Source organism: Vibrio mexicanus, assembly GCF_001012815.1.
GTDB classification, from domain to species: Bacteria; Pseudomonadota; Gammaproteobacteria; order Enterobacterales; family Vibrionaceae; genus Vibrio; species Vibrio mexicanus.
Genome location: NZ_JYJP01000128.1, coordinates 1 through 13,336 on the forward strand (window position 1 = coordinate 1; position 13,336 = coordinate 13,336).

The 13,336-nt window shown below is 46.0% G+C and carries 6 protein-coding genes and 4 pseudogenes; 6 read left to right on the forward strand and 4 right to left on the reverse strand.

Annotation, left to right across the window (positions count from 1 at the left end; translation table 11 throughout):
* Positions 1 to 309 precede the first annotated feature (309 nt).
* Entirely contained in the window at positions 310 to 1,272 is a 963-nt protein-coding gene (locus UA76_RS19635; RefSeq protein ID WP_047049614.1) for an integron integrase, read from the forward strand.
* On the opposite strand, the gene UA76_RS19640 is transcribed toward UA76_RS19635, so the two are convergent.
* Complete coding sequence (locus UA76_RS19640) at positions 1,267 to 2,148, reverse strand: helix-turn-helix domain-containing protein (protein WP_047049615.1); 882 nt, start codon at positions 2,146 to 2,148, stop codon at positions 1,267 to 1,269. The genes UA76_RS19635 and UA76_RS19640 overlap by 6 nt on opposite strands.
* 168 nt (positions 2,149 to 2,316) lie before the next feature.
* Between UA76_RS19640 and UA76_RS19645 the strand changes: the two are divergent.
* The 5 genes and pseudogenes from UA76_RS19645 (at position 2,317) to UA76_RS19665 (ending at position 9,842) form a co-directional block, all read left to right on the forward strand.
* A pseudogene (locus UA76_RS19645) lies at positions 2,317 to 4,884 on the forward strand (glycoside hydrolase family 3 protein).
* A gap of 146 nt (positions 4,885 to 5,030) precedes the next feature.
* Positions 5,031 to 6,349, forward strand: a pseudogene (locus tag UA76_RS19650) (MATE family efflux transporter).
* Positions 6,350 to 6,528: 179 nt separating this feature from the next.
* A complete protein-coding gene (locus UA76_RS19655) occupies positions 6,529 to 7,512 on the forward strand; it encodes a DUF4382 domain-containing protein (RefSeq protein WP_047049659.1) in 984 nt (327 codons plus the stop codon).
* Positions 7,513 to 7,705: 193 nt separating this feature from the next.
* On the forward strand, positions 7,706 to 8,314 hold the full coding sequence (locus UA76_RS19660) for a DNA-3-methyladenine glycosylase I (protein ID WP_047049616.1): 609 nt from the start codon (positions 7,706 to 7,708) through the stop codon (positions 8,312 to 8,314).
* Positions 8,315 to 8,404: 90 nt separating this feature from the next.
* Positions 8,405 to 9,842: pseudogene (locus UA76_RS19665) on the forward strand (NAD-dependent succinate-semialdehyde dehydrogenase).
* A 114-nt stretch (positions 9,843 to 9,956) separates the two neighbouring features.
* Here the strand turns inward: UA76_RS19665 and UA76_RS19670 are convergent.
* The 3 genes and pseudogenes from UA76_RS19670 to fghA form a co-directional block, all read right to left on the reverse strand.
* A complete protein-coding gene (locus UA76_RS19670) occupies positions 9,957 to 11,657 on the reverse strand; it encodes an RluA family pseudouridine synthase (RefSeq protein ID WP_047049617.1) in 1,701 nt (566 codons plus the stop codon).
* A 74-nt stretch (positions 11,658 to 11,731) separates the two neighbouring features.
* A complete protein-coding gene (locus UA76_RS19675; protein WP_238322371.1) occupies positions 11,732 to 12,379 on the reverse strand; it encodes a class I SAM-dependent methyltransferase in 648 nt (215 codons plus the stop codon).
* Between the two features lie 152 nt (positions 12,380 to 12,531).
* A pseudogene (gene fghA, locus UA76_RS19680) lies at positions 12,532 to 13,289 on the reverse strand (S-formylglutathione hydrolase).
* Positions 13,290 to 13,336 lie beyond the last annotated feature (47 nt).

Below are 13,336 nucleotides of genomic sequence, written 5' to 3' on the forward strand. Positions count from 1 at the left end.
CCAAACAAAAACGCAGAGCTATAAACCCAAGAGCTGAGAAGAAGTTTGGAATTTCGGTGGGCTTAATGTTATTGAAAATCAGCCTGTTACATAACGCTATCTATACGTCTTTGAGTTCGCCTATCCCAAACCGTACAGTCATCTTTCTACAAACCAACGTATTGGATTTAGGCTGCTAACTCAATGAAAAGCTGTTGGAAAAGTATGAGATTGCGCGCAGGCAATCACTTATTATGTATCTCTTTGTGCCTTAATTCAGAATCATGGGTAAAACTGACTTTTATGTATATATATCCAGTTCTTTAAACTATGAAAAGTCAGTTCCTACTCAGTGTTAAAGAGTTTATGTTCAGCCGTTATTACGCTAAGAAGACCGTCGAAGCCTATATTACGTGGATTAAGCGCTTTATCATTTTTCATGATATGCAGCATCCGTCTAAGTTGGGTAGTGAAGAAGTGGTGGCTTTCTTGACGCACTTGGCGAACGAGAAACAAGTGGCCGCAAAAACGCAGGCATTAGCACTCAATGCGATTCAGTTTCTATATCGGGATTACTTTAAGCAACCTTTACCAGAAACACTCCATTTTCAACGCTCGCGGCGTGAACCTAAACTGCCTGTCGTATTAAATCGAAATGAGATGCGAGCGTTCATCGACCATATCGATCCTAAGTACAAGTTACAGACAATGTTATTGTATGGCTCTGGCCTAAGGCTAATGGAGTGCGTAAGGCTTCGTGTTCAAGATATCGATTATCATTATGGTGCTGTGCGCGTTTGGCAGGGAAAAGGCGGTAAGAATAGAACAGTCACCTTAGCTAAAGAGCTCATTCCTTTATTGAAACATCAAGAGACGGTTGCGAGAGATTACTACCAAGTTGACATGAATACCAAGGGATACACAGGCGTTTGGATAAATCCAGCCTTAAGAAAGAAATACCCCGGCGCTGAGTTAGAGTTTCGTTGGCATTATCTATTCCCATCCATCAAGTTATCACAAGACCCCACAACGGGGCTATTAAGGCGTCATCATATGAATGAAATCTCGCTTCAGCGATCTGTGAAAAAGAGCGCGAAACTCGCGCAGATTGAAAAGAACGTCACTTGCCATACACTGCGGCACAGCTTTGCAACGCATTTATTAGAGTCAGGGGCTGATATCAGAACCGTTCAAGAACAGTTGGGGCATAGCGATGTTAGAACCACACAAATATACACTCACGTGATTGAGCGGGGCGCAAATGGCGTACTCAGTCCGCTTTCAAGCTTATAGACCTTCATGGAGCACTTGATTGCGAAATGCCATTGGGCTCATCTCAAATCTAGTTTTGAAACACTTAGAGAAGTAATTGCTGTCAGAAAACCCACTCATATCAGCCACAGCTTGTATAGAGAATTCTGAGTTGGCTAACAGCAGCATTTTAGCCTTGTTCAATTGAGCGTCGCGGATGTATTGAGTCGGAGATGTATCCAAAAACTGTCGAAACAATCGTTCAAGCTGGCGCTTACTAACGAACGCGGCGTTGGCGATGGACTCACTGTTAAGCTCGGGCTGCGTTAAGTGCTTTTCAATGTGTACCAGAGCTCGGCTCAGTGCCAGTGTCGTCTGTGGCTTGCTGGACTCCTGGCCTTGATAGAGGCGCGACAGCAGCACAACTAGCTGCTGCATCATGCTTGTTACCATGGTTTCAAAGCCTGCCTTTCCTTGATTGTACTCGGTACGAATTTCTTCCAATAGATTCCGAACCTTTGGCAATTGCTCATCGTCGAGAGTGAGTTTGGCTTGGTAGTCACTGGTTTGGCGCGCAATAGGCTCGACTTTAAACATGGCTTGATAGCCAGCCAAACTGCGCATAGAGGGCTGTTCAAAAAAAGGAACTGGGGCATCAAACATTAAGTTGATAAGGGACAGGTTATCAACGTCACTAAAGCCATGTTCAATATCGCCATTGATGATAAAGACGTCACCTTTTTTGATGCTGTAGCGATGCGACGCTACAGAGTGAATCCCACTTCCCTCTGTCACAAGAAGCATCTCCGAAAAGTCATGTTTATGATCGGCAAAATCACAATGATGATTACCATCGAAGATTGCAAACTTGAGATGGGGGTGAAGCTGATGGTCACTCAGCTTGTAAATGATGCTCATGTCGCAATATTCCTTTTTTATGTCGCTATATTGGTAGAGGTGCGTCTAAATGAATCTTACCATTGTTGATAGAAAAACTGGCCAATAGAAAAGCAAAATTTTACAAACTCAGATTGGCTATAACGAACAACGTGAACGAGCGCTAATCTTTACTTGAGGACTCATGCCGTGACCCACACAAAAACACCTTATTTCGAACAATGGCCGCAGATTGATTCCCTAATCAAAACAGATCCTGCAATAGAACAAGAAATTACTCGAATCTTGTCTTTGATGACGCTAGAGGAAAAAGTCGGTCAAATGATCCAACCAGAGCTGCGCGATATTACGCCAGAAGAGATCATCGAATACAAAATAGGCTCAATTTTAAACGGCGGTGGCTCTTGGCCAGACAATAACAAACAGGCAAGTGCCAATGAGTGGACGGCGAAAGCGGATCTTTTCTGGCATGCGACGGAAAAAATGTTTGCAGATAGGCCGTTTCGCATTCCCTTTTTCTGGCTACCGATGCTGTTCACGGACATAACAATGTATTTGGCGCCACAGTATTTCCACACAATATCGGCTTGGGCTGTGCTCGTGATCCTGAATTGATTCGACGCATTGGCCGAATTACCGCATTAGAAATTGCCGCAACCGGTCTGGATTGGACGTTTGCCCCTACCGTTGCCACACCACGTAATCTTCGTTGGGGGCGTGTGTATGAAGGATATTCTGAAGATCCTGAAATTACCTAGCTTACGCAGGCGAAATGGTGAAAGGTCTCCAAGGTGATGCAGAAACCTTAAAAGGCGATCAATATGTGATTTCGAATGTGAAGCACTGGGTCGGCGATGGCGGCACCATCAATGGCGTAGATAGAGGCATTAATCCATACAGCGAAGATCATTTAAGAAACATTCATGCTATGGGGTATTTCAGTGGTTTGAATGCTGGTGCCCAAGTGGTGATGTCATCGTTTAATAGTTGGGAGCAGTCGGCTAACTATGACCATGATGACAGCGTTGAAGGTATATACAATAAAAAGATCCACGGAAGTAAGTATTTGCTTACTGATGTACTTAAAGAGCAGATGAAGTTTGATGGTTTGGTCGTGACCGATTGGCATGGACATTCAGAGGTAAGCAAGTGCACTGATGGCAATGCGACCTATGCAATTAACGCGGGTAATGACATCTTAATGGTGCCAGTCCGCGAACATTGGCAAGCGGTGTACAAACAGACGGTTGAAGATGTACATGCTGGTAAGATTGCTTTGAGCAGAATAGACGATGCCGTTGCTAGGATTTTGCGTGTAAAGATGCGCGCAAACTTGTGGAACAAGCCCGCACCAAGCGAACGTTCATTGGCTGGAAACCAAGCAACATTGGGCGCAGTGGAACACAGAGAAGTCGCGCGTGAAGCAGTACAAAAGTCTATGGTATTGCTGAAAAACAAAGACCAGATTTTGCCACTCAGTAAAACTCAGAAAGTGATTTTGACAGGAAGCGCGGCGAACGATCTGCAGAAGCAATCGGGTGGTTGGAACCTTACATGGCAAGGAGATGAGAACTCTCTTGATGATTTCCCAGGCGCAACCACGTTGAAGATGGCACTGGAAGCAGAGTTGGGACAAGGGAATGTCTGCTTTGACCCAAGTTTAGAAGCCAAGTATGGCAAAGGTGACATTGCGATCGTGGCATTTGGAGAAGATCCGTATGCCGAAATGATGGGAGACATCAAAGAGTGGCAAACGTTAGAGTTTGCGTCACTAAAGCGCAGCTATGCGGCAGATAGTGAGAAGATTCGTCGTTTGCATGAGCAAGGCGTTAAAGTGATTTCGGTGTTCTTTAGTGGTCGACCTCTATTTGTTAACGAGGAAATTTCGCTTTCCGATGCCTTTGTTGCAGCGTTCTTACCGGGCAGTGAAGGTCGCGGTATGACTGATGTTCTGATCGCTAACGTAAACGGGCAACCAAATGTCGATTTCGTGGGTAAACTATCTTATAGCTGGCCTAACAAGAAACGCAGTGACGCAGTCAGCCGTATCCCTGAACATATTCCTGACTATGAGGTACCCGACCATGAGCAGTCGCCAGAGGGGGAGCATACTCCGTTGTTTGAGTACGGATACGGGCTTAACTATAGCGATGCTAAGCAGCAACGTAATTTAGACGTTCTGGATTTAGATAGAAGTGAAGGCGATGTGGATGTTCAAAAGATCGAGCACCTATATGGTATTCAAGCAACCATCGGCGACTATCAACTTCGAATTGCCGATGCTTCAACACCGAATGGCGTGGATGTGTCTCGTAACAACCTTGTTGAATTGATGGGGCTAAAACCAAGCCATTTAACTATCAACAGCAGCAAGATGCGGTTGAAGTTGAGTTTAATGATCGAAGTGCACAAGTGTATGTCGAATCGGGCACTCGTCAGTCAGAAGATTTTACATGGTGTAAAGATGGAAAAATAGTATTTGAATTAAAGGTAATCAAAGCCTCTTCTCAGCCGCTCTTTGTTACGTTGTTTCGCGAAGATCAATCGCTGTCGGAAAAGGTTGATGTGCGAGAGCAGTGTCTATATGATGCGCGCCGCAACAATCAGGGCTTTGTGAAAATTGAAGTCAATTGTCGCGATTTAGTTCATGAGCAAGCACAGCTGCGTCGGCTAGATAAACTATTTGTACTAACAACAGACGGTGACTGGCACTTGGTTTTGGCCAACGTGAGTTGGGAAAGTAACTCGCTGCTTTAATTTTTATGATCGATTAGTTGGAATTGGATATGTCCTCATCTCGTTATACCGAGGTCAAAGAACCAAAATCAGCGGCAGGATTAGCCGCTGAACATCTAACAGAGAAAGGACACTCTCATACTTATGAAGATAGTAGCGATTCAGCCATGCTCAAACGCATGTCAATCGTTGCGCTCACTTGGCCAATCTTGGTCGAAGTTCTGCTGCGAACAGCGCTGGGTACCAGTGATGTCTTCATGCTCAGTGGTTATTCGGATCGCGCAGTATCGGCGGTTGGGGTGGTAGCCCAGCTCACCTTCTTTTTGATCATCGTGTCCATGTTTGTGAGCAGTGGATCAAGCATATTGATTGCGCAATACAATGGGTCAGGGCGGAAAAAAGAGTCTAAGCAGGTTGGGGTTGCCAGTATCATTCTCGGCATTCTGATAGGCGTATCGCTCAGCGTAATGGCGGTGGTCGCTGCGCCTTATATTCTGGCGTTCTACGGTTTGGAGCCACAAGTAGAGCAGTACGCGCTTGAGTATCTGCTGATCAGCGGCAGTATGACCTTTACTGTCACGATTGCCGTGACCTTGTCGACGATTTTGCGCGCGCATGGCTATTCCAAATCGCCGATGGTAGTGAACATCATTACGGGTGTTATCAATGTGATAGGTAACTACTTTGCTCTCTACCAGCCGTTTGGGCTTCCTGTGTATGGGGTAGAAGGGGTAGCAATTGCGACGGTTGTGAGCCAAACCATTGGTATGCTTATTTTATGGTGGGTAGTGGCGCGTAGCTCAATTGAACTGCCAATGGGGCAGTTTCGACAGGTGCCCGCTGCGATATACCAAAAAATACTTAAACTGGGTGGGATGAACGCGGGCGAGATGCTCTCCTACAACATCGCTCAAATTGCGATTGTGTATTTTGTGGTGCAAATGGGCACGGCGTCACTCGCAGCTTATACCTATGCGCAAAATATTGCCCGTTTTTCGTTTGCTTTTGCTATTGCCGTTGGCAGTGCAACGCAGATTCAAGCGGGCTACTACATGGGTAAAGGGTGGATCGATGAAATTACTCAGCGTGTCCAGCGGTATTTTTTGGTCAGCGTTACGGTGTCTGTTTCTTTTACCGTATTGATTTGGCTAAACAGTGAAACCATTTTGTCCGTTTTCACCGACAACGCTGAAATCATTGGCTTAGCTCGATGCTGCTCTTTGGCTCGTTACTATTAGAATCTGGCCGAGCCTTTAATCTCGTGTTCATTTCGGCACTAAAAGCGGCCGGTGATGTGAAGTTTCCGGTTCAAATGGGCATTTTGAGCATGTGGGGTGTCGGTGTCGTCATGAGCTATGTTTTGGGTATTCATTGGGGTTACGGTGTACTTGGCGCGTGGCTAGCGGTTGCTTTAGATGAGTGGGTACGCGGATTAATCATGGCGCGCCGCTGGCATAAGCAGAAATGGGTTAGGTTTACACTGTAAATGAATTATAAAACATGGAGATAGCCTCATGTTAATGCCTGAGGCTTTTTGGTTTAGTCGCAAAGTTTTATCTAATGTTAGGATTTTTTTGCTAATCGTTAGGATTTATTTGTGATTCGATCAAAGGACAATCCGTTTATTGCCATACTTGTTGTAATTGAAGTGAGAGGATGTTGAACATGAAGTATTGGCAAAAAGTGTGCGCGGTGATCTGTACGCCGATTGTTTTGGTAGCATGTGGTGGAGATAGCAGCAGTTCATCTTCCAGTGGCAGTGCGTCGGTGTCATTTTCGGTCTCTGATGCGCCTGTTGATTCCGCCGACGAAGTGGTGATTGCATTTGATCAAATCGAATTAGTGGATGGTGAAGGAGAGTCAACATTAATTGATGTGAGCTCGGAAGACGGAACGCTCGATTATATTCAAGTGGATCTATTGGAATATCAGGGAGAAAACTCGCTGATGATCGTCTCAGATCAAGCGGTACCGGTTGGCAGCTACGACAATCTCATCTTGCATATCAGCGCTGAATCGGGTCTCAACTATGTGATTGATAACAATGGTCAGCAAGCGCTTAAACAACCCAGTAATAAACTGCGCTTAGGCGCGTTTGAAGTGACTACAGAAGACGTACAGGCGTTCACGATTGAATTCGATCTGCGTAGCTCACTAGTGATGCGGGGTAATCAAAATAACAATAATGGTTACATCTTGAAGCCACATGGTGTGTCCATAGTAAATAATGCCACTTCGGCGTCGCTGAGCGGCACTGTTGATACCAACCTATTTGATGAGGGCGATTGCTCTACTCAAGATGGCAACATGATTTACCTATATTCTGGCATCGGTTTAGATGCGAATAACCTTATAGACCTTGTCGACCCTGATGATGAGGAATTCAGTGGTGATCCTGCCATTCCTGATGATGCGATTGTGCCAATTGGTTCGACCGAAGCGGGTGATGACGGAAGTTATTCGTTTGGTTTCTTGGAAGCAGGCAGTTATACCGCGGTATTTGTGTGTGATGGAAACTCAGATGACTCGGTTGAGCATGATCCCGATATTGTGATTCCAGCAGCGCCAACAGGTAATTCTCCAGGAGAAAAGCTGGGTGAAGTGACGTTAGCCGCCGGCGACAGTGGTATTCTAAATTTTGATTATTAACCTCAGTTTTGTTTAGTAACCTCAATTTGTAGGTCAAAAAAATCCAGCACGAGTTGCTGGATTTTTTATCAGAATTAACACGTTTGATTCACATTCATAGAGACAATTGAGAATGAGATCTTAGAACGAGTGGAGAATATAAACTAGTCTGCTTGGTATTGAATGACATTGAGAGTTAAGGTTGTGAAGATTTATGAGTAATACCGTACTTGGCCCAGATGGTCTTCCGCGTTGCAGTTGGTGTGGCACTGTCGAAGAGTTCTTTGATTATCATGATAAAGAGTGGGGTTTTCCGGTTGCAGAAGATCAGCGCTTGTTTGAAAAGGTCTGTCTTGAGAGCTTTCAGTCGGGGTTAAGCTGGCGAACTATTTTGGCTAAGCGTGAAAATTTGCGTGCTGCGTTTGCCCGGTTTGATTTCAATAAAGTGGCTGAGTTTGGCGAACAAGACGTAGAGCGTCTATTGCAAGACAAAGGCATTATTCGTCATCGCGGCAAAATTGAAGCGGTGATTAATAACGCCAAACGTGCCAAAGAGATGGTGGAACAGGAAGGCTCTATTGCGGCTTTCATGTGGCGCTATGAAGCCAAAGTGGATGACAGTTATATCCCACAATCACAGACAACTTCAGTGGAATCGGTAGCGCTGTCTAAAGAGTTGAAAAAGCGCGGTTGGAAATTTGTTGGTCCCACTACTGCTTATGCGTTTATGCAGGCGATGGGTCTGATTAATGATCACGAGCTCGATTGCTCAATTCGTGAAAAAGTGACACAAGCCAGAGCAAATTTTACGGTACCAAAATAGCCCATATCTTCAAGAGCACTCAAAGAACACTATTTCCAACAACCAAATCGTCAAAAGCGATTGGCACGCAAAGAAAAGGAATGAAAGGTCGTGGATAAGATCAATAACAAAACGCTGCTTAATGCCTTGGTCAAGCAAAGTGAGAATGCCATTTCAGTGATCAACCCTGCTAATGAAGAGCTGCTCGGCTTTGTGCCTGCTCTCACGAAAGCCGAAATTGAAAGCCGAGTCTATGCATCGAAAGTTGCCCAGCAGAAATGGCAGCAAACCACAGCGGCTGAGCGAAGCTTAGTACTCAAACAGTGGTATGAGTTATTGATTGAAAATGCCGATGATTTAGCCCGTATCATGACGTTGGAGCAAGGCAAACCGCTAACCGAAGCAAAAGGTGAAGTGGTATATGGTGCTGGATTTGTGCAGTGGTTTGCAGAAGAGGGTAAGCGTGCTTATGGCGATACCATCCCAACCCCTGCAGGCAACAAGCGTATAATGACGATTAAACAGCCAGTGGGTGTCACTGCATCCATAACGCCATGGAACTTTCCCATTGCCATGCTCACTCGTAAAGTCGCACCTGCTTTAGCAGCAGGCTGCAGCTGTTTGGTGAAACCCGCCAATCTAACGCCAATCAGCGCCTATGCGATCACTGAGCTGGCCTATCAGGCGGGGTGCCTCATGACTTACTGCTGGTGGTGAGCAGTCACTCGTCATCAGAAGTTGGTGATGTGTTCTCAACCACCCTGACATCAAAAAGCTCTCATTTACCGGCTCGACGGAAGTGGGAAGAACACTCATCAAGCAAGCCGCAGACACCATAAAACGTACCTCAATGGAGCTTGGCGGAAATGCGCCGTTTATCGTCTTTGATGACGCAGACATCGACGCCGCGGTGAGTGGCGCGATTGCATCCAAGTTTCGCAACGCTGGGCAAACCTGCGTGTGCGCCAATCGAATTTATGTTCACGACAACATTTACGATGAGTTTGTCGAAAAGTTCATTACTGCAGTTAAAGCGCTTAAAGTGGGGAATGGCTTAGAAGCGGGCACGGATATTGGTCCTGTGATTGACCAAAAAGCCAAGGTGAATATTCTCGCACTGATTGAAGAAGCCACTGAGCAAGGGGCGAATCTTGTATTGGGTGGTGGCGAGTTTTCGGGGCTGGGATCCGACAACTTCGTAGAACCAACGATACTTACTGAAGTTCGCCGCGATATGAGTATTACTCAGCAAGAGATTTTTGGCCCAGTTGCGCCGATTTTACGCTTTAGTGATGACGACGATCTCATTGATCAAGCGAACGACACCATTTATGGACTCGCCAGCTATTTCTATACCCAAAACATTCATCGAGCGTTTCACATTGCTGAGAAGCTTGAGTACGGAATGGTAGGAATTAACGAAGGTATTTTGTCTACGGAAGTTGCGCCCTTTGGCGGTGTTAAGCAGTCAGGCTTTGGCCGAGAAGGAGCAAAGCAAGGCATTGGAGAGTATCTCAATACCAAGTACTTATGCTTGGGTGGTATGTAGTTCGACGCGGTTTACGATTGAATAAGTACTGAGACCCTCATACCTGCATACTAAACGAGGCGACCAATTTGGGTCTCCTTATTATTTTATCAAATGGTTAGATGCTCAAACCGATTAAAAGTCGCAATCAGCAGTAAACACCATTCGTTCTTTGCTGTAAGGGTGGTCCAGTTCCAGTCTTTCTGCGTGCAGGTGGAGGCGATCAGTTTTCTCGCCATATAACGTATCGCCAACCATTGGTAGGTTCAGCCCCAAATGATGCGCGCAGTGAACGCGCAATTGATGAGTTCGGCCTGTTCTAGGGTACAGATAGAGCTTTGATTGACCGCCAATATTCTCAATCAGCTCCCAATGGGTTTGAGCGGGTTTACCGTATTCAAAGCAGACGAGTTGTCTTGGTCGATCGTCTGGATCGCCACGCATAGGCAAATCAATATCCCCTTGTTTCCCCTCGACTTGGCCTTGTAATAGCGCCATGTAACGCTTCTGCACACTGCGGCTAATAAACTGTTTTTGCAGGCTTTTATTTGCTCGTCTTGTTAGGGCAAAAACCAATAAGCCTGATGTCGCCATATCAAGGCGATGAATCACAAATGGGCCTTCAACATCAGGAAATTGCTCCTGTAGACGTGTGTAGGCTGAATCGGTAATGGTTTTACCAGGAACGGAGAGCAGCCCAGAAGGTTTGTTTACCACTACCATAGCTTCATCTTGGTAGATGATCTCGAGTGGCTTGTCTTCGGCCCAGTTCTCTTCTAGTGGGTTCGGATCAACGTCTAGCCCTTGTAGCATGTGGCCGAGAATAGGGAAGCATTTTCCGTGACAAGACGGGTAGAACTTTTTATGTTGGCGAACTTCTGATTTAGGCGATTTTCCCCACCAAAATTCGGCCATGGCTAAGGGTGTAAATCCATGCAGATAAGCGTATTGCAGCAGTTTTGGCGCGGCACATTCACCAGCCCCCGCTGGTGGGACAGGGTTCGTCGTTGGAGCAAAGATCGCATTGAGATCTTGCGTCTTGTCCAAAGCATTTAAGAAGCGATACTGACCAAAAAGCTTGTGCTGAAGAGCGTTAGAAAGCTTTTTACGTTCAGCTTTAAGACCTGCGAGTTGAGACTCCAATGCATCGAGTGCTTGCTCGGTTTGCTTGATCTTTTCATCCCACTCTAATTTGAAGTACTTAAGCTGATTCTTGTCAGCGACACTTTGCTTTCCTAGATCTTCAAGAACCGAAGCGAGTTCGCCTTCTGGTAGGGTCGCTTGTGCCTGCTTTCGTTGAGCTTTTCGAGCTGCACGCGCTGCGATGTGGTCATTGCGAATCGACTGTTCTTCAGCTTGGTACTGCTGCGTTTGTGCCTTAAATGTATCGCGCAGAGTTTTCAGTTCCGCATCATTTGAGCGCTGAGAAACTTGAGTGTTGATTTCGGTAATTTCAGCGAGCTCCGTGCGAAAGAAACTGTCACTCGACAGCATATCGAATACAGGTGGCACGAAATGCGGCAGCAGGTTTTGGTCGGCAATCTTGCCAGAAAATGCGCTCAAGTAGCCAAGCTCGCCCTGCGGGTTTCTTACCAATAGCACGCCAAACATCTTGCCGGTCGATTTTGATTCGCGACTAGAAAGTTCGCCATCTTCAGCAACACCAAAGTCATGTTGCCAATCAGTTTGACTAAGTAGATGCGACTGCAACTCGCGAGCGGCAATCACGCACAACTCATGAGGCTGATAGTAGAACGGATAAGTAAAACGCTCAGGTAAGTCTATGCCTTCAATGGATGATTGAAATGGAGTGAAACAGTGCTCGGGCGTTAGCATGGGTGGCTCTTTACTTGATCAATAAACTGCGAGGATTGTACCGATTTATGCGGTGATTTCTATCTCAAAAGATATCATCGCAGCGACTTTTCAACACGCATAAAGATGAAGTTTGGGTTCTTTGATAAGTATTCGTAGCGCTCTGGTGATATCTCTTTCACCTTCTCATCCACTTTGCCTTCGCTGATGTTAGTGATTGTCAAGCCAGTTGAAGTAATGGCATTAGATAGTTCGGTTAGCGAGCGGCGATAAAACTGAACTTCAACCGGTGTACCTACTGTATCCCATTGCTCTTTGATCAGTTCACGATCAAAGTAGTTACCTGATTGCGAGCATTCAAAATCGGCAAATGGATGGTGAGTCGAAAACACCATGTAACCACTGGATTTGAGTACGCGATGGACTTCGGCAAACAGGGGAGCCAAATCTTCGATATAGTGAATCAAGAGCGGGCAGATAATCACATCAGCACTGTTATCCGTCTCTTTTGGTAAGCCTAACGTCATGTCTTGCTGATAGGCAGTGACATTTGGGTATTGGCATTGATTGACCATGTCCACCATGTCTTGTGATAGATCAATACTGATGACCGACTGAGCTTGATTCTCAACCAACCACTGGGTGTAGATGCCTGAACCACAGCCCATATCAATGACTTTCTTCTCTTTTACATCATCGAGTAATGCTTGGGTCGACGAGCGCTCTAACAGGGCGTTGTAAATGTTATCCTTAACGACTTCGCCTTACTTTTTTGCATGTTTGGTATACATTTCAGACATAAAAATCACCCCTCTAGAATTGAGGGGTGAGATTAGCATATTCATATACGACGGGTAAGTTAGCGTCTTGTCAACTTTGCTCGAATATTGGAAAGCTATTCGTTCGCAAATAGATGCTTGGCGTGGAAGCTTAGGTGCTCGTCAATAAAGCTCGAAATGAAGTAGTAGCTATGATCGTAGCCTGCTTGCATTCTGAGTGTGATATCACTTTGGCTCTGCGTAGCAGCGTCCACTAAGTTTTCCGGCCTTAGCTGCTCCGCTAAGAAGCTGTCGGCATCACCTTGGTCTACCAAAATTGGCAGGGTTGCTTTGCCGGCTTTTAGTAATTCGCATGCATCGTATTGCTTCCAAGTATCCGTGTTGCTGCCCAAGTAAGCCATAAAGGCTTTTTGACCCCAAGGGACATTGACCGGTTAGTAATCGGGCTAAACGCTGAAATGCTGCGATAGCGGTTTTGATTACGCAAGCCAATGGTCAGTGCGCCGTGACCGCCCATACTGTGTCCAGCGATAGAACGAGCGGTTGATACAGGGAAATGTTCCTCGATAAGTTCTGGCAGTTCTGTGGTGATGTACTCATACATCTGATAATGCTGCTGCCAAGGGGACTCGGTCGCATTTAAATAAAAGCCTGCGCCTTGGCCTAAATCGTAGTTGTCGTCGTCGGCAACACCTTCGCCGCGTGGGCTCGTGTCCGGTGCGACAATCGCAATGCCTAGTTCGGCCGCTTTTTTAAACGCCCCTGCCTTTTGCATGAAGTTTTCATCACTGCAGGTTAAGCCTGATAGCCAATAAACGACAGGCAAAGGGTTACTAGCATTGGCGCTAGGCGGAAGGAAAATGGCAAAGCGCATATCACAGCTTAAGGTCGGAGATGAATGAGTGTATTGCTTGTGCCAGC

Excerpts from the sequence above, each read along its gene's own strand:
- UA76_RS19655 (WP_047049659.1), top strand. The coding sequence starts at position 6,529 with ATGAAGTATTGGCAAAAAGTGTGCGCGGTGATCTGTACGCCGATTGTT.
- UA76_RS19660 (WP_047049616.1), top strand. The coding sequence starts at position 7,706 with ATGAGTAATACCGTACTTGGCCCAGATGGTCTTCCGCGTTGCAGTTGG.
- UA76_RS19640 (WP_047049615.1), bottom strand. The coding sequence starts at position 2,148 with ATGAGCATCATTTACAAGCTGAGTGACCATCAGCTTCACCCCCATCTC.
- UA76_RS19635 (WP_047049614.1), top strand. The coding sequence starts at position 310 with ATGAAAAGTCAGTTCCTACTCAGTGTTAAAGAGTTTATGTTCAGCCGT.
- UA76_RS19670 (WP_047049617.1), bottom strand. The coding sequence starts at position 11,657 with ATGCTAACGCCCGAGCACTGTTTCACTCCATTTCAATCATCCATTGAA.